This window comes from Jatrophihabitans lederbergiae, assembly GCF_031845305.1.
Lineage (GTDB): Bacteria > Actinomycetota > Actinomycetes > Mycobacteriales > Jatrophihabitantaceae > Jatrophihabitans_A > Jatrophihabitans_A lederbergiae.
In genome coordinates this window covers 212360-236133 of sequence record NZ_JAVREH010000003.1, presented here as the reverse complement: position 1 = coordinate 236133, position 23774 = coordinate 212360, and the positions used below count along the sequence as shown (strand labels likewise).

Genomic DNA, 23774 nt, shown 5'->3' with positions numbered 1-23774 from the left:
GCACACCGTCCCCGCTCGAAGGGCTGTTCCGACCATGACTGGTTCGTTCACGATGTACACCACCTCGTGGTGCGGCTTCTGCGCCCGGCTCAAGAGCGGTCTGGACCGCGCGGGCATCAAGTTCGACGAGGTGGACATCGAGCGGGACGAGGACGCTGCCGTCCGCGTGATGCAGGTCAACGGTGGCAACCAGACGGTGCCCACGCTCGAGTTCTCCGACGGATCGGCACTCACCAACCCCTCTGTCGCCCAGGTGCAGGAGAAGCTTCGCGCGCTGGCGTGAGGCGCTTCAACCCCATCAGCCCGGGCCTACTCGCGGGCCGGCTCACCGAGTTGTTCCTCCAGCGGCAGACCGACATCGCGCACGCCGGACAACCGCATCCGCTCCGGGTCGCACTGGACGCGCCCGGATGGGTGGACCTCGAGCCGCTGATCACCGGCGTGGCCGAGCGGCTCGCGGTGCGGGGCCATCCCGTGGCCACGGTGCGCGGAGTGGACTTCTATCGCGACGCGTCGCTGCGGTTCGAGTACGGCAAGACCGACGTCGAGTCCTTCTACACCGGATGGCTGGACACCGCGGCGCTGCAGCGCGAGGTGCTCAAGCCGCTGGGCGCGGGCGGCACCGGCAGCTATCTGCCTGCCCTGCGCGACCCGGTCAGCAACCGGTCAGCCCGGACTCCGCCGGTGCCGCTGGCCGCCGAGGCCATTGTGCTGGTGCGCGGCGAGCTGCTGCTCGACACCGGTCTGGCCTTCGACATCGTCGTCCACTTCTCGGTCAGCCGGCAGGCGCTTCGCCGGCTCGCGCCCGCGGAAGAGGCCTGGGCGCTACCGGCCTTCGACCGGTACGAGATCGACGTCGATCCGGCAGGGCAGGCCGATGTGGTGCTGCGCTATGACGATCCGTCGCATCCGGCGTTGTTCGCGCGCCCGCGCGAGGAGTAGGTCCTCAGTCCGAGGTTTCGAGCCACATCTGCAGCAACTGGCGGGCGATGGACATCCTCGGGGGCAAGGCCCGCAGCAGCGCACCCTCAGGCACCGAGCTCGCGCCCTCGTCGCCCCAGTCCGACGCCCGCCGAACATCGTCGCGGGTGAACCAGTCGGCCTCGGCGATCTCTTCGTCGTCGATCCGCAGCGTGGCATCGCCGGCCAGGCGCGCGGTGAAGCCCAGCATCAGCGAGGCCGGAAAGGGATGTGGCTGGCTGGCGATGTAGCGGACGTCGCGGACCTGGACGCCGACCTCTTCGGCAACCTCTCGCGCGACGGCCGCCTCTGCGGACTCCCCCGCCTCGACGAAGCCGGCGAGCACCGACATCCGACCCGGCGCCCACTGCGGGCCACGGGCCAGCACGCACCGGCCCGCGCCATCGTGGACGAGCATGATCACGGCGGGATCGGTCCGCGGGAAGTGCACCGAAGAATCGACCGGGCACCGGCGACTCCAGCCGGCCTGCGCGGGCTCGGTGGTGGCACCGCACCGTGGGCAGCGTGGGTGGCGCTGATGCCACGCCTGCAGTGCCACCGCCGCGGTCAGCAGACCGACGTCGAGGTCGGACAGGTCGGTGGCCAGCGCCCGCAGGCTCGCCCAGTCCGGCTCGGCGACCTGCTCGGCAGCCAACAGCGCGAAGTACACCAGGCCGTCGGCCTCGCCCAGTAGCACCCGAACACCGGCGATGCCCTGCACCTCCGACGGCGCACGGAAGGTCAGCCTGGGCCGGTCGGCGTCCGGGCGCAGCGCCGCGGTTCCATCGGCCGAGACCACCAGCACCTGGCTGCTCGGGTTCTGCCACGCCCGGGCCAGCCACCCGTCGTCATCGCGGCGGTGCGCGATGCGGTCGTGCGCCGAGCGCGACAGCACCGGCACCTCGGGGAGCTGCCAGGGATCTGTGGACAGGGTCAATGTCACCTACTCGACGTCGATGACCCGGGACAGCGGAGCCGTGATCGCCGTCGCGTCGCCGACCGCGACACCCACCAGCTTGCGCGGCGACAGGAACTCCGACGCCACTTCGGCGACCTCGGCCACCGTCACCTTGGACAGCCGCACGGGTTGCTCGGCCAGCCAGTCAATGCTCAGACCTGTCCCCAGCAGAGTCGACAGGGTCGTCGCGATGCCCGCCTGAGTCGAGGTCGACATGGCGAGATTGCCGATCGCGTACTGGCGTACCGACTCCAGCTCGGTCTCGGTCACTGGTAGCGACGCGATCCGGCCGAGCTCGTACATCGTCTCGAGGATGGCCGGGGCCGTCACCTCAGTGGCCACATCCGCTGTCACCGTGAACGACGAGCCGAGGGCAAGGTGGTCGAGCCCACTGCGCGGCGAGTACGAATAGCCCTTGTCCTCGCGAATGTTCTCGACCCACCGCGAGGAGAAGTACCCGCCGAAGATCAGATTCGCCAGCTGCAGGGCTGAATACCGCTCGTCGCGGCGGGGTAGCGCGGTTCCGCTCAGCCGGATCGAGGTCTGCACCGAGCCCGGCCGGTCGATGATCTGCAGCGGTCCGGGCCGCAGCGCCGGCAGCGGCGCGAGCTTGACCTTGGCCGGTCCGCCCGTCCACTCGGCGAGCGCCGACTCCGCCACATCCAGCGCCCGGGACGCCGACACGTCGCCGACGATCACGAGCAGGGAGCCTTCGGGCAGCACCAGGTCACGATGCAGGTTGCGCAGCTGGCTGGCCGTGGTCGCCGCGACCGCCTCGGTATTCGGCAGCAGCTCTGCGTACGGATGCCCTGGCGCCACCCGCCGGGCCAGCGCCTCGTTCGCGATGACGCCCGGTTGTGCCCGCGACATGGTGATGCGCTCGATCAGCCGCTCACGCTCACCCGCCACCTCGGTGGCGGAGTAGCTGGCCGAGGTCAGGATCTCGGCGTACAGGTCGAGCAGGGCGGGTAACCGCGAGGCAAGGGCCGAGCCGGAGAGCTGGAGCCGATCGGCGTCCACCGAAACCGAGATGTCGCCGCCCAGTTGCCCCAGCGCGACGGCGAGACCGATCCGGTCCCGCTCACCGGTGCCGGTCAGGATGGTCCCCGAGAGCAGCGTCGCACGCGCGAGGTGGCTCGCCTTGCCGGAGAAGAACGGCACCCGCAGCCGGACCTCGACCATCGGCACGGACGGACGGCGGACCGCCACCACCCGAAGGCCGGACGGCAGAGTGCGCTCGGAGGCGCTGAGCTTCTTGGGCTTCGCCGGATCGGTCAGGCCGGGGACGGGCAGCACGGCGGTCACTTGGCAGCTCCGGGGAGAAGTTCGACAACGGCTCTGCTGTCGGGGGTCAGACGCGCTGCGGCAGCACGGATGTGGGCGTCGCTCACCTGGCTCAGCAGCGCGGGCAGTCGGAGAATCATCGAGGCGTCGCCGAACAGCATTTCGAACTTGGCGAATTCGAGGCTGCGGTTCATCACGTGATCCAGCTCCCGCGAGATCGTGGCCGCCAGCTTCACCCGGACCCGGTCGAGCTCGCCTGCCTCGGTGCCATCGGCGGCCACCCGGTCGAGTTCGACGTCAACCGCGTCGATCACGGCCTGCGTCGCGTTCGGGTCGGCGTAGAAGGCGGTGATGTTGAGCCGGGTGGGATCCCGCTCCTCCAACGGATCGCCGAACGTGCCGAGGTAGGCGCTGACGTCGGTCACCAGCCGCTTGGACTGCACCAGCGAGCGGTTCAGCCGGGAGGCGTCGCCGTCGGACAGAATCTCGGCGAGGAGCACAGAGGCGAGGTAGACGTTGAGGTCCGCTCCGGGGTCGGGCAGCCGGTAACCGAGCGCCACAGCCGGCATCGGCGCCTGCGCGTCGTTCACGACCCGGCGCCGTTCGGCGGTCAGTGGCGGCTCCGCGAAGTTCGGGCGCACCGGCTTCTTACGTCGCTTGATCCCGCCGAAATGCCGCTCGATCAGCTCGATGGCGTTGTCGGCGTCGATGTCCCCCGCCACGCACAGCACCGCGTTTGCCGGGGCGTAGTAGCTGTCGAAGAACGTTTCCGCGTCCTCCGGGGTGGCGTTGGTGAGGTCCTCGAACCCGCCATAACCATTATGGGCGTTGGGGAAAGTGTCGTACAGGACTTCGGGTAGCACCAGCCACGGAAACCCGCCGTAGGGCCGGTTCAGAACGTTGACGCGAATCTCTTCTTTCACCACGTCGATCTGGTTGGCAAGGTTCTCCGCGGTGATCCGCGGCGCGCGCATGCGGTCGGCTTCGAGGAACAGGCCCCGCTCGAACGCCCTCGACGGCAGCACCTCGAAGTAGTTCGTGTAGTCCAGGTGCGTGCTGCCGTTGAACATTCCACCCGAGGACTGGACGTAGCGGAAGTGCTCGAGCTTGTCGAGGTTCGCCGACCCCTGGAACATGAGGTGTTCGAACAGGTGCGCGAAGCCGGTGCGCCCCTCGGGCTCGGAGCGGAATCCGACATCGTACAGAACCGCGATGCCGACGACCGGCGAGCGCCGGTCCGGAGCGAGCACCACCCGCAAGCCGTTGCGCAGCTTGTGATGGACGAGCTCGAACGACAGGGACGGCAGGGTAGAGACGCGCGACTCTCGGGTCGGCACTTTGGTGGCCACACCGCCACCCTAACCAAGCGCGAGCATCAGATGACGTGGATGGTGCCCACGACGGACTCCGCCTTGACCCAGAGGTCCGCCCGCTGGTCAGGGATGGACATCATGAAGATGCTGACCCCGGCCTTGGTAGGCAGGCCGACGACCCACAGCCGCTCGGTCCGCACCTGGAGTCCGCGCGTCGTCCGGTACACCGGGTCGACCGTCACCTCGGTGCTGAGTTCGTAGCCGACCACACCGGAGAAGTTCCGGACGCGGGCGGACAACGTTCTGGTGACGGGGGTGTCCCCGTAGGCCTGCGCCAGGGCGAGGCCGGCTCGCCGCTCCACCTCCGCCTGCACCCCCGCCGACGTGGCCGCCGGAACGGTCCGGTAATCGACCACGGTGTTGTTCGGAGGGCTCGCCAGGCTGGCTGGATTTCCCGATCCCTCGCTGATGATCCAGCGCGGCTCGACCTCGTGGTTGAGGGAGATCCGCAGGCCGAGGTAGGTGTCGGAGCCGTCCTGCGCCAGGTAGTTGTCGATGCAGCGGTACGCCAGGTGCGACTGCTCGTCACGGATGTCCGGGCAGGCGACCGCCGGCAAACCAGCCGCGCCGCCGCCCTGGCTCGGGTTGCTCTGGCTCGGGTTGCCCGGGCTCGGGTTGCCCGGGCTCGGGTTGCCCGGGCTCGGGTTGCCCGGGCTCGGGTTGCCCGGGCTCGGGTTGCTCTGGCTCGGGTTGGGTATCCGGGAGGATGCCGTGCCGGCGTTGGGCGCCTGGCCACCACTGTGCCGGCCGATCAGCAGGGCCACCACGAGGACGAGCACCACGGCCGCGGCAATACCCAGCCAGCCCAGCACTCGTCGGTGGCCAGGACCCGGACGCTGACCGGAGCCCGGCGGTTGCTCAACGGGGTACCCGAACTCGATCATGCGTCAGCCCCGCAGACCCTCGCGGCCGAGCTCAGCGAACTCCTGCCACAAGTGGGCCGCCGATTCGGCACCGCGGTACAGCATCGAAAGGGTGACCTTCTCGTTCGGTGCATGGATCTGGTCGTCGGGCAGTCCCACGCCGAGGAACACCATCGGCGCCGGGATCACCTGCTGGATGGTCGCCTCCGGCCCCGAACCGCCCTCCCGGGTCGGCAGGACGAGGTCGGTGTCGAAGCCGGCGGATATCGCCCGGGACAGCGCGCCGAACGCCGGGGTTTCGATGTCCACGAGGCACGGCGACACGCCGTCACCCTCCCACTCCACGTGACTGGTGATGCCCGGCGGCGTGTGGTCGGCGATGAAGCTGTCCACTGCTGCCTTGATCTTCGCCGGCTGCTGATTCGCCACCAGGCGGAAGGACAGCTTCACGAAAGCGTCACTGGGAACGATGGTCTTGGTGCCGTCGCCCTGATACCCACCACCGATTCCGTTCACCTCGGCAGTCGGCCGGCCACCCAGTCGCTCCAGCGTCGAGTACCCCGCCTCGCCGGCCAGGGCTCGTGACTTGGCCGTGCCGAGAAAGCCGATCTCCGAGAAGGGAACGCGCTCGAACAGGTCACGCTCCTTGTCGGTCAGCTCCAGCACGTCATCGTAGTAACCCGGTACCTGGACCCTGCCCTCGGCGTCGTGCAACGCCCCGGCGAGCCTCGCGATCGCGGTGACCGGGTTGGGCACCGCGCCACCGAAGGAGCCCGAGTGCAGGTCGAGGTCGGGGCCGTGGAACTCCACCGTGGCCGACACCATGCCTCGCATGCTGGTCACAGCGCTCGGCACCGTCTCGGCGAGCATGCCGGTATCGGTGATCACGACCACGTCGCAATCCAAGCGGTCGCGGCGATCGCTCAGCAGCGTCTCGAAGTACGGCGAACCGGACTCCTCTTCGCCCTCGATGAGCAGCTTCAGGGTCACCGCCGGAGTGCTCCGGCCGGTGGCGGCAAGGTGCGCGCGCACGCCGAGCAGGTGGAACAGCAACTGGCCCTTGTCATCGGATGCTCCCCGCGCGCGCAGCACCGGTCCGTCCACCGTGGGCTCGAACGGGTCGGTGTGCCAGAGCTCGATCGGATCTACCGGCTGCACGTCGTGATGTCCATAGATCAGGACGGTAGGGGCGTCCGGCTCCGCGGCGGGCCATTCCGCGTACACGGCGGGAAGGCCGGCGGTCGGCCAGATCTCCACGGTCGGGAATCCGGTGCGGTGGCAGGCCTCGGCGAACCACTCGGCGCTGCGCCGGACGTCGGCGTGTCGGTCCGGCTGCGCGCTGATGCCGGGGATACGCAGCCACTGATCGAGATCGGTGAGCAGGTCGGCGTGGTGCTCGGCGATGAAGGAGCGAACGTCGTTGGTCACGGGCCCAGGATATCGTCCGGCTCGGCGCGGCGGGGCTTCCCGCCGCTTCCGGGCGCTGAGTTCGCAGCCGACGCCGCTGTTTCCGGTCCGGCTTCCGGCTCTGCGGCTTCGGCAGCGTCTAGTTCCCGCGCTGCTGAGTCGGCAGGGTCTGCTTCGGGGCCGTTGATCAGCTCGCGGAGCTGGTCGGCGTCCAGCAGGTCGGTCGGCGCTACCGTGACATCGGCGCCGACGTAGTAGAACGCCGCCCCGACCGTGTCCAGCTGCGAGTTCGGGATGCCTTGGATGGACGCCCAGGCGAGCCGGTACAGCGCCAGCTGAAGAGACTTGGCCTCGGCATCCTTGCGGGTCGGGGGCCTTCCGGTCTTCCAGTCCACGACGGTGAACCGCCCGTCGGACTCGGCGAAGACGGCGTCCATCCGACCTCGAACCACCCGCCCGCCGAAGGACATCTCGAAGCCGACCTCGACGGCTATCGGGGTTCGATCTGCCCAGCTGCTGCGCTCGAACGCCGCCTTGAGGTCGTCCAGGGCGTCGTCATCCACCAGTTCATCGACCGCGCCGGGTAGCTCGTCGATGTCGAGCAGCGCGTCCGCGGCCCACCGCTGCTCCAGCCACTGGTGGAATGCCGTTCCTCGCCGAGCGTGCCGAGCCGGCTGCTGCGGCAGCGGCCGGCGCAACCGACGGGCCAGCTCGCTGGCGTCTGCCGACAGCGTCACCACGTCGGACACCGACAGTTGCTCGGGCATCACCACGTCGATCGGACCGGTGGCCATCGACGCGGCCCGCTCGGCCAGCAGCAGATCGACGTCCCGCCTCCATAGTTCCGCCAGCGGAGTGTCCGCATCGGCGACGCCGGGACCGTGTGCGTCAGCGTCGCGCAGCTCGGTGATCGCCACCAGCACCCGCTGCGCTCCGCGCTCGACGTCGGCTCGGCGCACGCCCAGTGGATCAGCCGGCCAGCTCGCGTGCACGTCGTCGGCCGTCAGCGGATTCTCGTCACCGTCGGCCAGCACGTGCCAGCCATCGATCTCGACGTCGGAGTTGCCGGCCGGCTCAGCTCCGGCGCCGTCGGCCAATTCGATGAGGAAGATGGAGGCAGCCCGAGGCTTCGAGCCGGCTCCCCACGCGGCACCGGAGGCGTACAGCGCCTTACGAGCGCGGGTGAACGCCACATACGCGAGCCGGCGCTCCTCGAGCAGATGCCGCTGCTTCAATCGCTCTCGATGTTCGGAGATACGGTCCTCGGCATCGCCGCGGTGCCCGCAGCCGGTGAAGTCGAGCCTCGGCAGCTCGTCGTGGTCGCCGCGCAACGGTGACGGGAGCAGCGCCGGGGTGCTGGCCCAGTCATGGTTCTTCGCGGCGTCCGGAAAGCCATCGGTGACCAGGCCCGCGACCGCGACGACATCCCACTCCAGGCCCTTGGCGCCGTGCACGGTGAGCACCTGCACCCGCTCAGGGAGCACGTCCACCGTGGCCGGCTTGAGGCCGTACTCCTCTTGCTCGGCGGCCTTGAGGTAACCGAGAAAGGCAGAGACCCCGGCACCGGCACGGTCACTGGCGAACCTGGCCGCCTCGTCGATGAACCGGTCGAGGTTGGCACGCCCGGCATCGCTGACCCCGGGACGCGCCTCGACCTCCACATCGAGCCCGAGTGCCCGCTCGATCTCGGCGATCAGGTCTGGCAACGTCATATCCAGCCGCCTGCGCAGCCGCCGCAGCATCGCTCCGCAGTCCGCCAGCCGCCGGTACCCCTGCGCTGAGTAGCCCGAAGGCTCGCCCAAGTCATCGAGCGCCTCGATCAGTGACGGCTCGATCCGCTCCTCGTCATCAGTGTCGTCCGGGTCGTCCTCGGGGTCTGTCACCGCCTCGAGATGACGGCGGACCGAAGCGCCGGTGAGCCTGGCCTGCGCCCGCGCCCGCTCGTGCAACGCGACCAGGTCGGCGGGGCCGACCCGCCAGCGGGCGCCCGTCAGCAACCTGGCCAGCGAGCCGCCGGAGTTGTGATCCACCAGCACCTGCAACACCGCTCGGACATCGGCGATCTCGGGAAGCGTCAGGAGACCGCCGAGATCCACCACCTCAACCGGCAGACCGGCACCGCGAAGTGCTTGTGCGATAAGGGCAATCCCGGAGCGCTTGCGCACCAGCACCGCCAGGGTCCGCTGCCCCTGGGTCCAATCGGTCCGGTTGTCCCACTCGTCGCGCAACCGCTCCGCGAGCCAGCCGGCCTCGTCCGCCACCGTCTCCCGATAGGTCGCGGTGACCAGCCCTGCTGGAGCATCCGGCCGGGGGCTCAGCGGCTTCTCGCCGGACCGCCGGAGTGGCGCTGCCACCTTATTGGCTACGTCGAGAATGCGCTTATCGTTACGCCAGCTGGTCATCAGGGAGTAGACGGCCGCAGGCTCGCCACCGCTTTCGCGGAATCGATGGCTGAATCGGGTGATGTTGCCGGCGCTTGCGCCACGCCAGCTGTAGATGGACTGCAGCGGATCACCCACCGCGGTCACGGCTCGGCCGTCCGCGAAAAGGGCCGCCAGCATTTCGATCTGTGCGTAGCCGGTGTCCTGATACTCGTCCAGCAGCACCACGTCGTAGCGGGATCGCTCGATCTCGGCGACGCCCGGCAATGCCGCCAGACGGGTGGCGATCACCATCTGGTCGGTGAAGTCGAGCAGGCCGTCCATTCGCTTCTGGTCCGCGAACCGCTCGGCCAGTGGCAGCAGCTCAGAGCGCTTCACCAGGCTGTCCCGCAAGCGCTGCACGTTCTCCGGCCACTCGCGCCGGGTGCGTGGCTTCGGGCCCAACGGGTCGAGTTGCTCGCGCAGGCACGCGGCCAGCTCGTGGATCTGGCACGGCTCGGCCAGGTGGTCGGCAAGCTGCCCGGAGAGGTCCAATACTCTTTCCGTTACGGTAGAAATTACACCCGGCTCGACGCTGAAGGCACCGTCGTAATGTCGCACGACCGAGTCGGCCACCTGCCAACGGGCCGCCTCGGTGAGCAACCGGGAGCCGGGCTCCGCACCCAGCACGATGCCGTGCTCATCCACCAGCCGACCGGAGTACGCGGCGTACGTGAGCACCGTCGGCTCACCCGTCGGTTCATAGTCCCGGCCAAGTGCCCGCTGCAGTGACTTCAGTCGGGCGCGGATCCGGTGCTGCAGTTCACCGGCGGCCTTGCGGGTGAACGTGAGGCCGAGAATGCGGTCGGCAGCCACCAGCTCGTTGGCGACCAGCCAGACCACCCGAGCGGCCATCGTCTCGGTCTTGCCGGAGCCGGCGCCGGCGATGACCACCGAGGGCCGCAGCGGTGCCTGGATCACCACTGCCTGCTCGTCGGTCGGCGGGAACAGCTCGAGCATCCGGGCGATGTCGACCGGGCGGTAGGTGGTCTTGGTAGTCACTGGGTCACCTGCCTGCCATCGTCCTGCGCGGGGCAACTCGACCGCACCAGGCATCGCGCACAGGCCTTGCCCGGCCGTGCCGCCACGATGTTGCCGCGCAGCACCGCCGCGATCCGCACGAGTTCGGCGTGCACCCAGCTGGGATCGGCGAAGTCGGAGAGCGCCGGCTGGGCCTGGTGCCCGGGAGTGGCCGCGCCCACCTGAACCAACTGCGCACCGCCCGGCTCGACCGGTACACCGTCGGTGAAGCCGCCCTCGGCAATCGCCAGCTGATACGCCGCCAACTGAGCGTGATTGGTCACCTCGTCGCGAGTTGGCTTGGTCTTGCTGGTCTTCAGGTCGATCACCACCAGCCGTCCGGCCGTGTCTCGCTCCAGCCGATCGACCTTGCCGGACAGCAGCGCGTCGCCGACCTGTACCGAGAAGGGCTGCTCGCGCGCGACGAGGGTCAGCCGGGACCGGCTCTCGGACAGCCACTTTGCCAGCGCGTCGAGCATCCGCTGGGCCCTGGCTCGCTCGCTGACGGCGTGCCACGGAGCACCGAACTCGAGCCTGGACCAGCCCTGCTCCAGCAGTTCGGTGAGGTCGGCCACGGTCGCATCCGGCGTGGCCTGCTCGGCAACCCAGTGCACGAGCGTGCCGAGCGAGGCGGCGACCTCGTCGGTTGCATCGGTGGCGCCGAGCTCGGTGAGCAGCGCACGCAGTTCACAGTCGGTGTAAGCCTCGAATTTGGATGGCCGGATCGGCACCGGCCCTCGGGCGGCGCCGCGAATCGGCTCGGCGCTGGACAACTCCGCGCGCCCCCACCAGTTCAGCGGGTGCGCGCCGGCCACGCCAGCCTCAGCCAGTCGGGCGAGTTGCTCGGCCGCGGCGCTCAGCTCAGCGGCCGACCGGGTGGGGTCGGTGAGCACCCCGCGCAGTTCGGCGACCAGGCCTGGCAGCACGAATCTGCGCGACGGGGCGGACACCGGCCGAGCGATGACCGTGTCGGGCAACGGGTCGAGCTCTTCCACGAACCTGGACGGCTGCGCGTCCTCGTTGTCCAGCGCGGTGACCAGCAGCGAACGGCTGGCCCGGGTGATCGCCACGTAGAACAGCCGGCGTTCCTCGACGAGCCGTTCACTCAGCAACCCGCTGGATACCACTGCGCGGTCGGCGAGCACGTCGACCAGCAAGTCAGCACCCAGCAGCGAACCGCGCTGGCGCAGGTTCGGCCATACCCCGTCCTGCACCCCCGCGACACAGACCACCTGCCACTGCAGGCCCTTGCTGGCATGCGCGGTAAGGATCGCCACATCGTCGGTCGCCTGGGGGCGCACGCCGGAACCGGCGTCGGTGATCTGCAGCTGAGTCACCCACTCGTGCAGCTGCCCCACGCCGCCGCCCGGCGTGCGGTCCGACATCTTCGCGGCCTCGGTGAACAGCGCCAGGGTGGCATCGAGAGCGCGATCGGCCCGCGCGCCGTCCGGCCCACCTTCGAGACTGCGCTGATTGAGCCGACCGACCAGGCCGGTGGCCTGCCACACGGCCCACAGCACATCCTCGGCCGGTGCATCGGCAGCCGTCAGCTCCGTCCCGGCTTCGAGCACCGCCCGGATTCGAAACACCGGAGCGCGGACCGACTCGGGCACGAACGCCACCGCTGCCGGCTCGATGATGAGATCCGCCAGCGTCAGCGGCCCACCGGGAGCCCGGCGCACATGACGGCGCATCCTCAGGACCTGCAAGGGGTCTGCCCGCCCGACCGGCCCCACGAGCAGCGCCTCGGCGGCTTCGGGGCTCAACGCCTTCGGGGCGGCAACAGCTCGCAGCAACTCGAGCAGTTGCGCGACGACGGGTTCCTCACTGAGCGCGCCGCGAACCGCCTGGCCGACCGGGACACCGGCCGCCACCAGACCCCGGCGCAGGCTGTCGGCCGCGGGGCCGACCGAGCGGACCAGGACCGCCATCTGCGACCACGGCACGCCGTCCTCGACGTGGGCTCGCCGCAGGACGGAGGCGATGTGCGCTGCCTCTTGGCTGGCCGCTCCGAACAGGGTCACCTCGACCTTGCCCTCGGGCAGCCCGGGAGCTGATACCAGTGACCGGTGTTGCACCGGACCGGTGAGCCGCGCCGCGATGCGCCGTGACGCTGCCAGCAGCGTCGGCCCGCTGCGCCGGCACACCGACAGGGAGACGGTGTCGACGGGAACGCTGAGTTCTAATTGGCCACCACGCTCGGCCGGAATAGCGCCGGTCAGCGAGCCGAAGTGCAGGTCGATGTCAGCCAGCGCGCTCTGCTCCGCGCCGCGGAAGGCGTAGATGGCCTGGTCGGGGTCACCGATCAGCACCAGCTCGTCGGCTCCGGCAGAGATCAGTTTCAGCAGCTGTACCTGAGCGGGATCGGTGTCCTGGTACTCATCGACGAAAATCCGGCGCCGCTTCTGGCGCTCCGCTCGCAGCAGCTCCGGATTGGACCGCAGCTCCGCGGCGGCGCGCTGGATCAGCTCGGCGGCGTCGAAGGCGCCTGGCGCCTTCAGTGAAGTGACGTCCAGGTACTCACGCAGTACCCCGGCCGCGACCACCCAGTCCGGGCGGCCGTGCTTGTGCCCCAGAGCGGCGAGCGTCTCGGGGGTAACGTCGCGCTCGATCGCCCGCATCAGCAGATCCCGGAGCTCGTCGGTGAACGCCTGCGTCTGCACCGCGGCAGACAGCTCCGTGGGCCAGGAATCCACCTGGTCGGCAAGCCGGCCGGCCAGTAGCTCGCGCAGCGTGACGTCCTGCTCGGACCCGGACAGCAGCCGGGGCGGCGGATCGCCCGCAAGCACGGCCGCCTGACGGACCAGGCCGAAAGCGTAGGAGTGAAACGTGCGAGCCACCGGCTCGGCGATGGTGCGCTGCAAACGCGCCGTAACCCGGTCGCGCAGCTGACCCGCAGCAAGCCGGGAGAAGGTCAGCAGCAGCACGTTGTCGACCGGCACGCCACGGTTGGCAACACGGTCCACCACGGCCTCGACCAGGGTGGTGGTCTTGCCGGTGCCCGGGCCGGCAAGAACCCGCAGCACCCCGCGGTCGTGCGCCACGACGCGCTGCTGTTCGGCGTCCAGAGCCGGAACCGCCACCATGGGCAGGTGCGAGCGCACCAGGCGGAAGGCGGGATTCGATTGCACAGGACGATCCCATCACAAGGCACCGACAAAACCGACTGCGGCCGGCCTGGACCGACGAAACGTGCGGCTCAGTCATACGCCGAGCTGGCGGCCGTCCCAGCGAGCGGCCGCCAAGTCGACCCGCTCACCCCGGATGGGCACTCCCTCGGCGGCCAGCCGTGCCAGCTGCTCCACGCGGATGTGCTCCGCACACGTTCCGTCCGAGCGGAGCACCCGGTGCCACGGCACCGTGCCGCCGTCCCTCGCCAGCACCCGTCCGACGTTGCGGGCCGCCCGCGTACCCACGTATTCGGCCACATCGCCGTAGGACATCACCCGACCGACGGGAATGAGCTCGACACAGGCAAGAATCCGTTGGGCCAGCGAAATGTTCTCAGCTGACACGACGGATCCCTGCCTGGCGAGCGGCGACTGTCAGTAGGACGGCAGCGACGGGTCGATCTGGTTGACCCACGCCGTCACGCCGCCCTGCACGTGCACCGCGTCGGAGAAACCAGCGTTCTTCACGGCGGCCAGCGTCTCGGCCGACCGCACACCCGTCTTGCAGTAGAGCACCAGCTGCTTGTCCTGCGGAAGCTCGTGCAGCGCCTCACCACGCAGGATGAGGTCCTTCGGAATGAGCTTGGCGCCGGGAATGGACACGATCTCCCACTCGGCCGGCTCGCGGACGTCGATGAGCTCGATCGGCTTGCCGGACTCGATGAGTTCCTTGAGCTCGGCCGCGGTGATGGTGGCACCCGCAGCCGCCTCTTGTGCCTCTTCGGACACCACTCCGCAGAACGCCTCGTAGTCGATGAGCTCGGTGATCGGTGGCGTGTTCGGGTCCTTGCGGATCTTGACCTGGTTGTAGGTCATCTCCAAGGCGTCATAGATCATCAGCCGGCCCACCAGCGTCTCGCCGATACCGGTGATCAGCTTGACCGCCTCGGTCGCCATGATGGAGCCGATCGAGGCACAGAGCACGCCGAGCACACCACCCTCGGCGCAGGACGGCACCATGCCCGGCGGCGGCGGGTCCGGGTAGAGATCCCGGTAGTTGGGCCCGTACCTGTTCCAGAAGACGGATGCCTGGCCGTCGAAGCGGTAGATCGACCCCCAGACGTAGGGCTTGTCCAGCAGCACGGCTGCGTCGTTGACCAGGTAGCGGGTGGCAAAGTTGTCGGTGCCGTCCACGATCAGGTCGTACTGGGCGAAGATCTCGAGCACGTTGTCGTTGTCGAGCCGGGTGTTGTGCACCACGACATCGACCAGCGGATTGATCTCGTGCACGGTGTCGCGCGCGGATTCCGCCTTCGGTCGCCCGATGTCTGACTGGCCGTGGATGATCTGGCGCTGCAGGTTGGATTCGTCGACCACGTCGAACTCGACGATGCCGAGGGTGCCGACGCCTGCCGCGGCCAGGTACATCAGGGCCGGTGAGCCGAGTCCGCCGGCGCCGACACACAGCACCTTGGCGTTCTTGAGGCGTTTCTGCCCGGTCATCGCCACGTCGGGGATGATGAGGTGGCGGCTGTAGCGGCGCACCTCTTCGACGGTGAGCGACTCAGCGGGTTCTACAAGCGGCGGCAGAGACACGAGATCTCAGTTCCTTCCACGCACGGATTCGGCACATCAACGCCAGTCACAACGTCGGGGCGGCCTTCGCGGATTCCCATTCTCGCTCAGGAGTTGCGCTGGAAGAACTCGCTGTCCGGCCCGTCACCGGGCTGCTCGGCGCCAGGAGCGTCGGAGACTCCACTGGGGAAGGGCCACGGGTTGGCCCGGCACACCGTGCCGTTGGCCGTCTTGGTGCCGATGGTCTGCTGCATCATGACCGGCGCGAGGCCATTGGACAGGCAACTGTGGCTGTGGTTGTGCCCGATCGCGTGCCCGACCTCGTGGTTCACCGCATACAGCCGGTAGGTCTCGATATCGCCCGGGTACACCCGCGCCCCGCGAACCCAGCGCGCCACGTTGAGGACCACTCTGCTCTGTCCGCCGTCATAACAGGACGTCTCGACGGGCAAGCTGTAGCCGCAGAGCGTGCGGACGGTCATCGAGGACACCAGGCTCAGGTGGAAGTCGACGGCACCGGTGTCGACCCGCTGCAGCGAGATCTGGCCGGTCCGCGTCCAGGAGCGCGGGTCACCCAGAGCCTTCATGACCGTGGCGGCGAAGGCCTCGGTGTCGACCCCGCCCACACCGTTCTCGACCTCGATCGAGAACCGGTACAGCCGGCCCTTGCCGATTACACCCGAGGTGCCGGGAACCGTGGTGAACGTACCGTTGCCGCTCTTGCTGTACGTGGCACCGGGTGGCAACGCCAGCGGGGCCAGGGCTCGGGTCGGCGGCGTGCTCGAGGGCTTGGCAGCCGACGTGCGGGTGGGCGTCGGCGCAGTCCGCGTCGGCGTCGCGGACTGCGCCCCGGACGCAACAGCCATGCTGCCAGCGGTGGCGTCTACGCCAGCCTTGCGGTGCTTGTGGAAGCTCGTGGTCGACAGCGCGAAGATCGACACCAGGACCAGTAGTGGCAGCGCGTAGGCACGCCACCCGTACCGGGCGGCGAAATGCCGCCACCTGCTGTGCATCGTCGGCGGTGTACCTGCGGAAGGCCGATCTGGCGGGCGGCGCTGGGGGGCCGTCGGTCGCGTCACGGGCGTCAGACTCCCACACCGGCCTGCTTATTGCCGTCATTTGCGCGCGCCAGCAGCGCCAGCACCGCACGGCTTGTGGAGGCCGGATCCTCGAGCTGGGCGGTGTGGCCGATCTCGGGCAGTACGAGCAGGGTCGCGTCCTGCAGGGTGGTGGCGACGCGGGGCGCATTGGCCACATCGACGAGCCGGTCCAGCTGGCCCCACACCACCAGGGACGGGGCACTGATCTGGCTCAGCGCGTGCCACGGTGACCGGCTGCCCGCGGTGAGGTACGTCCGCACCAGGCCGCGCAAGGAGCTCATGAACGCCTCGCCCGCCCACGGATGGCCACGGCGAGTCTCGATCTCTTCGACCGCCTCGGCCAGCCGGTTGGCCGGAACCAGCTCGGGGTGGGCGAAGCAGAGGTCTACGACTGCCCTGGCGCGCCGCTCGGCCGGGCTCTGGTCCAGCTTCGCCAGCACCCGGGAGCCGAGACCGGGTAGCAGGAGCAGCGGCATCAGCGCATCCGAGCCCTTCTTGGGACGCAGGTCCGGAACGGCCGGGGACACCAGCGTCAGGGTGCGCACGAGATCTGGACGGCTGGCCGCTAGCTGGATCGAGATGGCGCCGCCCATGGAGTTGCCGACGAGGTGGACCGGGCCTCGTCCGGACTGCTCCAGGTAGCTGATCACCACCCTGGTGTGTGCCGCGATGGAGTAGTTGCCGTCCGGCGCCGGGCCCGAGCCACCGAAACCCGGCAGGTCAATGGCTTCGGCGCTCAGCCACGGCGACAGCAGGTCAGCGAAATCGGTGAAGTTGGTGGACGCCCCGCCGAGGCCGTGCACGTACAGCGCAGGTTCGGCATCCGGGTTGGATGACGGCGTCGAGCGCACCTGGATGTCCAGGCCATTGACCTGGAGCTGGCGACCGGGCCAGGGCGGGCGGGAGGGGTCCACCTGGGCGAGAGGAAAGTCGCTCGGGCCGGCCAGCTCGGCGACGCGGACCGGCCCGCGAACGGCGCGGCCGACGGGCCGGCGGTGGGCAGACTCCCGGAAGCTCTTCACCCGCCCAAATTACCTCGCGCCATCGACAGACCCCGCGCCACCGACAGCCGGAGCTCCCGCAGTACGTCGAGGGCGCCCGTCGTATCCACCGGTAGCAGTCGTACCCACCGGTAGCATCAGCAGTCGCCCCAGTGGCTCGTCAGAAGGGTCGTCATGACCGAAACCGTGGACAGCTCCCGGGGGGCGCGACTTCCGCGCTCCGCCCGACGCAAGCAGTTACTGGCGGCAGCGCAAGAGGTTTTCGTCAACAACGGCTACCACGCCGCCGCGATGGACGACATCGCCGTTCGCGCGGGGGTCTCCAAGCCGGTGCTCTACCAGCACTTCCCCGGCAAGCTCGATCTGTACCTGGCGCTGCTGGACACCCACGCGGAGGACGTGCTGGACCGCGTCCGCCGGGCGCTTGCCGAGACCGAGGACAATCGGATCCGGGTACACAACGTGCTGACGGCGTACTTCGACTTCGTCGACGGCGAGGACCGCGGCGACGAGGGCGCCTTCCGGCTGATCTTCGAGTCCGACCTCGGCAACGAGCCCGCGGTACGCGAGCGCGTGGACCGGGTGGCCCGGCTCACCATGCAGGCAGTCGCGGACACGGTGGCCGCCGACACCGGCCTCGGCCGGGCGCAGGCTGAGCTGCTGTCGGTGGCATTGACCGGCGCGGCGCAGATCACCGCCACCTGGTGGCTGGACGCCGACCGCCCGATCTCCAAAGCGGAGGCGGTACGACTGCTAGAGACCCTGCAATGGCGCGGGATCTCGAACTTCCCGCTCAACAACCCTTAAGGTACTGGGGTCGTTCGCTCACAGCGCAGCGGTCGGAGTCAGGGTACGAGAGGCCGGTCGGCTAGCGTAGACCCAGCGGACAGATCGTCCGGCGCATGACGCGACATCGAACATGGAGGACTTCTCGTGGAGGTCAAGATCGGCGTTCTGCACACGCCTCGCGAGATCGTGCTGGAGAGCGTTCAGACGCCCGCCGAGGTCGAGGAGCGGGTGGCCACCGCACTCAAGAGCGTCGACGGCCAGCTCGCGCTGTCCGACGAGCGGGGACGCAAGGTCATCGTTCCGGCCAACCTCATCGCCTACATCGAGATCGCCCAGGCCGATGTTCGCCGGGTCGGCTTCGTCGCCGGTTGAGTTCCCCTCAAGGCGGGGCCGCCGCCCCTAAGTCAAACCCTCAAGTCGAACCCTCGATGGCGCTAGCGGGCCGCCTTCAGTTGAAAAGGCCGATCGCGGTCATCCGCTCGGTGTGCTTGTCGGTGATCCGCTCGGTGAGCCGGCTGATCCCCGTCAGGTCGCCCGCACCACCGACGATCAACAGCACCAGCGCGTCACGTTCGGCAGCTACCCGCTGGGCCTGACTGATCGCCTCGCCGACCAGGCGCCTGCCCCACAGGGACAACCGCGACGCGGCGGTGGGATCATTGCGCACCAGCGCTCCGACCTCCCGGATGGCGAACTCCGAGTTGCCGGAATCGGCGAGCGCCTCGATGACCAGCGCCCGGGTGGACGCGTCGACGTACTCGGCCACCTCACGGTAGAAGTCCGCCGCCAGGCCGTCACCGACGTAGGCCTTGACCAGCGCCTCGCCCCAGGTGCGTGGTTCGGTCCGGGCGTGGAAGGTTTCCACTGCCTCGATGAAGGGCGCCATCGCCTGCTGCGGGTCCGCGCCCAGGTCCTCGATGCGGGCCACGAGCTTGCCGTAGTGGCCCATCTCCTGGGCCGCGACCGCCGACAGGGCCGCGCGCAGGGCCGTCGTCGGAGCCATCCGGGCGTCTGCCGCCATCCGGTCGAACGCGCTCAGCTCGCCGTAGGCAAGCACCCCCAGCAGGTCGATTATGGCGGCGCCGTCGGACTGGTCTGTGCTTGTCATGGCCGTCCGGATCTCCTCGTCGTCCTGGCAGTGTGCCCACGCTAGCTCGTCGATGTCAGGTTCTCCCCCGGCCGCCCGGTAGACTCCACGTGAGGCGATCATCTTTGATGGCGATTCGATCCGCCTGCCTCACCGTCCTAGCGGGCGTCTGCCGCGCTGGCGGCCACTTCCGATGGCCGCGCCACAGGTGCCCAACACTCGATGCACCTGTGACCAGAATCGGATGACACATGACTGACGACCTGAAAACCGACGCCCCGCAACCCGCCGACCCGACGGACGCGGTGATTGCTGAGCCGATTACCCCCGAGCCGGCACCGCTGGCCGGCCACGCCCCCGTCAAGCCGGACAGCCCGTTGTTCTCCGACTTCGCGATCAAGAGCGAGATCATCGACGCCCTCAAGGACGTCGGCATCGAACACACCTTCGCCATCCAGGAGCTCACGCTGCCGATTGCGCTGGCAGGAGCCGACCTCATCGGCCAGGCGCGCACCGGAACCGGCAAGACCTTGGGCTTCGGCGTACCGCTACTTAACCGGCTGCAGCTTCCGAGCGCCAAGGCAGCCTCCCCGCAGGCCCTGGTGATCGCCCCCACCCGCGAGCTTGCCGTGCAGGTGTCCGGCGACCTTTCCACCGCGGGCAAGCGCCTCGGCGCCAAGGTCGTCACCATCTACGGCGGCCGCGCGTACGAGCCGCAGATCGAGGCCTTGAAGGCTGGGGTGGACGTCATCGTCGGAACTCCCGGACGACTGCTCGACCTGGCACAGCAGGGACACCTGAAGCTCAGGTTCGTGCGCTGCCTGGTCCTCGACGAGGCAGACGAGATGCTCGACCTGGGCTTCCTGCCCGACATCGAGAAGCTGATGGCGCAACTACCGGCCGGGCGGCAGACCATGCTGTTCTCGGCGACGATGCCGGGCCCGATCGTCTCGCTGGCGCGCCAGTTCCTGAACCAGCCGATGCAGATCCGGGCCGAGTCCGACACCCACATTCCCGCCACCGAGCACGTCGACCAGTTCGCCTACCGGGCGCACGCCATGGACAAGGTCGAGGTGCTCGCACGCATCCTGCAGGCCAACGGCCGCGGCCTGACCATGATCTTCAGCCGGACGAAGCGCACCGCGCAGAAGATCGCCGACGAGCTGGTCGAGCGCGGGTTCGCGGCCGGCGCGGTGCACGGTGACCTCGGCCAGGGCGCCCGCGAGCAGGCCCTACGCGCGTTCCGCTCCGGCAAGGTCGACGTACTGGTGGCCACCGACGTGGCCGCCCGGGGCCTCGATGTCGACGACGTCACCCACGTCATCAACTACCAGTGCCCCGAGGACGCCATGACCTACGTCCACCGGATCGGCCGGACGGCCCGCGCGGGCAAGTCCGGCACCGCGGTGACGCTGGTCGACTGGGACGACCTGCCCAAGTGGAAGATGATCTGCGACACCCTGAACCTGCCGCTGCACGAGCCGGTGGAGACGTATTCCACCTCGCCGCACCTGTACCTCGAGCTCGACATTCCCACGACCATCAAGGGCACGCTGCCCCGCGCCTCGCGAACCCGCGCAGGCCTGTCGGCGGAGGCCGTCGAGGACCTGGGCGGACCGACCAGCAAGAAGTCCGGTGGTGGACGCGAGCGCACCCGTACCGGCTCCGGACGCTCCGGTAGCCGGAGCGGCGGCTCGACCGCCACGCAGACCGGGCCGGCGGCCTCGGGTGACGAAGCCGCCAAGCCCACCCGTTCCTCGGCCAACCGGCGCAGGCGCCGTACCCGCGCCGGCACGCCGATCAGCGGCGACGCTCCGGCGGGCACCCCGTCGGAGTAGCTTCCTCCCGGTGAATCAGGATGTCCCAGTGTCGGAATCAGAGCAGCTGAGCGAACCTGCCCGGCCAGATTTCGCTTCGCGGCCGGACTCCGGTAACCCGGTCGAACCGGCCCTGCTCGCCTACCAGCAACACAACCGGCGGGCGATGCGGCTGTACGCGGCCGTGCTGGCGGTGGTGGTACTGCTGGTGTTCGGTGGCGTCCGGCTGGCTTACGCCCACGGCGAGCTGGACAAGGTCAGCCGCGTGAGCGCCGCGGCCCCCGCCCCGATTCCCGTCGGCAGTACCGGCAGCGCGCTTGCGCAACGGTGGCACAGCTCCGACCGTCCCGCCGGCGGCAACCCGTACGCCGCCGGCATCGTCGTCAGCTACGACTCCCACACGGTCAACGGCCGCGACGCGATCACCGGTGCCGTGCGCTGGCACTACACCCGCTCGGACCAGACGATCTGCTCGGTGCTGCAGCAGGATTCCTCGACCATCGCCATCTACCACCGGCAGGGCAACTGCGACGAGGTCACCGGATTCGTGACCGCAACCGGAGCCGTCAAGTGGTACCGGACGCTGACTGACAACGGCCGGACGTCGTCGGCCAGCGGACCGAATGTGGTGCTCACCGTTGCCGCCCACTCGGTGCATGTATTCGACAATGCCGGTGGGCTCGACCGGTGGAACTGGGTGGCACCAGACGGGTGCTCGGTGAACCGGGCGCTGGCCGGCGGGCAGGGCGTGCTCATCGCGATGGACTGCGGCTCGGTGCACCACCTGGTGCTGCGCGATCTCACCAACGACAGCCAGAAGTGGAGCATCACGGTCGCCAACCCGATGGCTCCGGTCGCGGCCGGCGCGCTTGTCGGCGCCCTGGACCTGGTAACCGGTGACCTGCACCGCTTCACCGCCGACAAGGGCGCCGACACCCGGACCGCCCGACTCCTCCCGCCGGCCGCGGTCGCCGGGGCGGCAGCACACTTGCCCCGGGCGGCGACGACGGTCGACACCACGGATCCGCAGGGGCAGCCGGTCGAGTTCGTGTGGCTGGATTCGCTGCTGGCCCTGTCCGCCACCGGCACCGTCCGCTGGACGGCTCCGGCGTCCGGACCGCCCTGGGTGATCGGCACGGATCTGGTGGCATCGTCGCTGGGCGGCCACACCGTCTTGCGCCAGTTGGCCGACGGCAGGCAACAGCGCAGCGTTTCGCTCTCCCCCGCTCCCTCCGGCACGTTCCGGGGCTACCCCGTCGGCACCGGCCTGCTGGTGGCCTCCGACGAGACTGCGATGTATCAGTGAAGACGGAGTACAGCCTGGCGTCCGGCAGCACCGCCGCGATCGAGAGCGCGCCGTCCACCGAGGACGCGCAGCCGACGATCTTGTTCGTCCCCGGGTACACCGGCAGCAAGGAGGACTTCCTGCCATTGCTGCGACCGCTCGCCGCGGCGGGGTATCGCAGTGTGGCGATCGACCAGCGCGGCCAGTACGAGTCGGCGTGGGCGAAGGACGAGGACGGCTACTGCATCGACTCCCTTGCCGCTGACGTGTGCGATCTCGCCGGTCAGCTGCGGCCGGTCGCTGCCTCGCTGCACCTGGTCGGTCACTCCTTCGGCGGTCTCGTCACCCGGGTTGCTGTGCTTGCCGAGCCGATACTGTTCGACAGCTTCACGTTGATGGGCTCGGGCCCCGGCCCGCTGCCTGGGCTGCGCCGGGCAGTGCTCGACGCGGGCGAGACCGTGTTGGCCGAGCAGGGCATGCAAGGACTGTGGGCGCAGATGGCAGCGCGGGCCCAGGTGGACCCGTCGTTCGTCAATTCCTCACCAGCACTGCGGGAATTCCTGAAGACCCGATTTCTTGCCAACGATCCGGTGGGCCTGCGGGTGATGGGTCAGGCGCTGCGCCAGATCCCCGACAGCACCGAGCAGCTGGCAGCGGTGGCGCTGCCGAAGCTTGTACTTCATGGCGTCCGCGATGATGCCTGGCCACCTGCCGTCCAGGTCGACATGGCCCGACGACTGGCCGCCGAGCATGTCGTGATCGGCAACGCCGCCCACTCGCCGGCGGTGGAGAACCCTTCCGAAACGGCGCGCGCGTTGCTGGCCTTCTGGGCGCCTGACTCCGCTGAGCCTCGCGGTGCTGGAGCGCCTGCCGCGGCGAACTAGCCCCGTTCTCCCGGCAGTTCGCCCAGCCCCGCCCAGCTGTTCCTGGACTGCGACACCGCGCTCCCCTCGGGGCACAGCCTGCGGAAGTCGCACCAGCCGCAGGATGAGCCCGGGTGCGGCGCGAACACCTCGTCGGCATCTGCTCCTGCAGCCAGGGTGTCGGTCGCCACGATGATGTCGAGAGCGGTCTCACCGGCACGCCCGAGGTGCTGGTCCAGTGACTCGTCGGTGTGATCGAAGGCTGCTACCTCACCGGTCGGCAGGTGGTGCAGCTCGACGCGACGGCACCGCTGCCGCAAGGTCCGCTCGGCCGCAATCGCATAGAGAGCGAGGGCCATGGAGCCTCGGGCGTCACCGGAGTCCAGCTTGGAACGCCCCGTCTTGTAGTCGACGATGACCAGTTCACCGTCCCGCTCGTCGATCCGGTCAGCGCGTCCCGAGATGGCGAGGGTGCTGGTCCGGGTGGCAACCGTGCGCTCTACGCCGCGCGGCTCGGCCCCGTCCGCCCAGCGCCCGGCCTCGTCGACGAGATAGGCCCGAACCCACTCGGCGGCCAGCTCCCGCCATGCCTCGGATTGGTCGGCACCGGCGAATCCGTCCGACTGCCAGTGCCTGCGGACCAGGCTGGCGCCGACCTCGGGCGTCCGGTGCTCCACCTCCAGGCGCCGCCACCGGGCGAGCGCCACGTGGACCGCGGCGCCGACCGAGTTGTGCGCCCACGGACCACCCCTGGGCGGCGCGGGTCGGTCCAGGTAGGTCATCCGGTACCGCCGAGGGCAGTCGAATGCCGCGAGCTTGGACGGGGTGGCCGCGAACAACCGACGCGGCAGCGCCATCAGTT

At 69.3% G+C, this 23774-nt stretch carries 20 protein-coding genes; 7 read left to right on the top strand and 13 right to left on the bottom strand.

The window, feature by feature from the left end; genetic code table 11:
* The first annotated feature begins 34 nt into the window (after positions 1-34).
* On the top strand, positions 35-283 hold the full coding sequence (locus tag RM423_RS04020; protein ID WP_311421703.1) for a mycoredoxin: 249 nt from the start codon (positions 35-37) through the stop codon (positions 281-283).
* Positions 280-942, top strand: coding sequence for a nucleoside/nucleotide kinase family protein (locus tag RM423_RS04015; protein ID WP_311421702.1), 663 nt, complete (start codon positions 280-282; stop codon positions 940-942). Before RM423_RS04020 ends, RM423_RS04015 begins: the two co-directional genes overlap by 4 nt.
* Before the next feature lie 4 nt (positions 943-946).
* Here RM423_RS04015 and nudC read toward each other — a convergent pair whose 3' ends face one another.
* The 11 genes from nudC to RM423_RS03960 form a co-directional block, all read right to left on the bottom strand.
* Complete coding sequence (nudC, locus tag RM423_RS04010) at positions 947-1903, bottom strand: NAD(+) diphosphatase (protein WP_311421701.1); 957 nt, start codon at positions 1901-1903, stop codon at positions 947-949.
* Positions 1904-3223 carry a M16 family metallopeptidase gene (locus RM423_RS04005; RefSeq protein ID WP_311421700.1) on the bottom strand — a complete coding sequence of 440 codons (1320 nt, stop codon included), beginning with the start codon at positions 3221-3223 and terminating at the stop codon, positions 1904-1906.
* On the bottom strand, positions 3220-4551 hold the full coding sequence (locus RM423_RS04000) for a M16 family metallopeptidase (protein ID WP_311421699.1): 1332 nt from the start codon (positions 4549-4551) through the stop codon (positions 3220-3222). Before RM423_RS04000 ends, RM423_RS04005 begins: the two co-directional genes overlap by 4 nt.
* A gap of 26 nt (positions 4552-4577) precedes the next feature.
* Positions 4578-5459 carry a hypothetical protein gene (locus RM423_RS03995; protein ID WP_311421698.1) on the bottom strand — a complete coding sequence of 294 codons (882 nt, stop codon included), beginning with the start codon at positions 5457-5459 and terminating at the stop codon, positions 4578-4580.
* 3 nt (positions 5460-5462) lie between these two features.
* The gene (locus RM423_RS03990) at positions 5463-6866 is read right to left on the bottom strand and encodes a dipeptidase (protein ID WP_311421697.1); all 1404 of its coding nucleotides are present in this window, start codon (positions 6864-6866) and stop codon (positions 5463-5465) included.
* The gene (locus tag RM423_RS03985) at positions 6863-10267 is read right to left on the bottom strand and encodes an ATP-dependent helicase (protein WP_311421696.1); all 3405 of its coding nucleotides are present in this window, start codon (positions 10265-10267) and stop codon (positions 6863-6865) included. Before RM423_RS03985 ends, RM423_RS03990 begins: the two co-directional genes overlap by 4 nt.
* On the bottom strand, positions 10264-13416 hold the full coding sequence (locus RM423_RS03980; RefSeq protein WP_311421695.1) for an ATP-dependent helicase: 3153 nt from the start codon (positions 13414-13416) through the stop codon (positions 10264-10266). Before RM423_RS03980 ends, RM423_RS03985 begins: the two co-directional genes overlap by 4 nt.
* Before the next feature lie 72 nt (positions 13417-13488).
* Positions 13489-13800 carry an MGMT family protein gene (locus RM423_RS03975; RefSeq protein ID WP_311421694.1) on the bottom strand — a complete coding sequence of 104 codons (312 nt, stop codon included), beginning with the start codon at positions 13798-13800 and terminating at the stop codon, positions 13489-13491.
* Between the two features lie 30 nt (positions 13801-13830).
* Positions 13831-14991, bottom strand: a complete 1161-nt coding sequence (gene moeZ, locus RM423_RS03970; protein WP_311421693.1) for an adenylyltransferase/sulfurtransferase MoeZ — start codon at positions 14989-14991, stop codon at positions 13831-13833.
* An 86-nt stretch (positions 14992-15077) separates the two neighbouring features.
* Positions 15078-15983 carry a DUF3152 domain-containing protein gene (locus RM423_RS03965; RefSeq protein ID WP_311421692.1) on the bottom strand — a complete coding sequence of 302 codons (906 nt, stop codon included), beginning with the start codon at positions 15981-15983 and terminating at the stop codon, positions 15078-15080.
* Positions 15984-16054: 71 nt separating this feature from the next.
* The gene (locus tag RM423_RS03960; protein WP_311421691.1) at positions 16055-17092 is read right to left on the bottom strand and encodes an alpha/beta fold hydrolase; all 1038 of its coding nucleotides are present in this window, start codon (positions 17090-17092) and stop codon (positions 16055-16057) included.
* Positions 17093-17245: 153 nt separating this feature from the next.
* On the opposite strand from RM423_RS03960, the gene RM423_RS03955 reads away from it, so the two are divergent.
* A complete protein-coding gene (locus tag RM423_RS03955) occupies positions 17246-17878 on the top strand; it encodes a TetR/AcrR family transcriptional regulator (protein WP_311421690.1) in 633 nt (210 codons plus the stop codon).
* Between the two features lie 126 nt (positions 17879-18004).
* Positions 18005-18232 (top strand): DUF3107 domain-containing protein, encoded by a 228-nt coding sequence (locus RM423_RS03950; RefSeq protein WP_311421689.1) that lies wholly within the window; start codon positions 18005-18007, stop codon positions 18230-18232.
* A gap of 76 nt (positions 18233-18308) precedes the next feature.
* On the opposite strand, the gene RM423_RS03945 is transcribed toward RM423_RS03950, so the two are convergent.
* Positions 18309-18968: a ferritin-like fold-containing protein gene (locus RM423_RS03945; RefSeq protein ID WP_311421688.1), complete on the bottom strand. Its 660-nt coding sequence runs from the start codon at positions 18966-18968 to the stop codon at positions 18309-18311.
* 230 nt (positions 18969-19198) lie between these two features.
* Between RM423_RS03945 and RM423_RS03940 the strand changes: the two genes are divergently transcribed.
* From RM423_RS03940 to RM423_RS03930, 3 genes are read left to right on the top strand one after another with little or no spacing between them, the layout of a single operon-like run.
* Positions 19199-20785, top strand: coding sequence for a DEAD/DEAH box helicase (locus tag RM423_RS03940; protein WP_311421687.1), 1587 nt, complete (start codon positions 19199-19201; stop codon positions 20783-20785).
* A 28-nt stretch (positions 20786-20813) separates the two neighbouring features.
* Complete coding sequence (locus RM423_RS03935; RefSeq protein ID WP_311421686.1) at positions 20814-22070, top strand: outer membrane protein assembly factor BamB family protein; 1257 nt, start codon at positions 20814-20816, stop codon at positions 22068-22070.
* Positions 22067-22933 (top strand): alpha/beta fold hydrolase, encoded by an 867-nt coding sequence (locus tag RM423_RS03930; protein ID WP_311421685.1) that lies wholly within the window; start codon positions 22067-22069, stop codon positions 22931-22933. The genes RM423_RS03935 and RM423_RS03930 overlap by 4 nt, the downstream gene beginning before the upstream one ends.
* On the opposite strand, the gene RM423_RS03925 is transcribed toward RM423_RS03930, so the two are convergent.
* Complete coding sequence (locus RM423_RS03925) at positions 22930-23769, bottom strand: RecB family exonuclease (protein ID WP_396327587.1); 840 nt, start codon at positions 23767-23769, stop codon at positions 22930-22932. The genes RM423_RS03930 and RM423_RS03925 overlap by 4 nt on opposite strands.
* Positions 23770-23774: the final 5 nt, after the last annotated feature.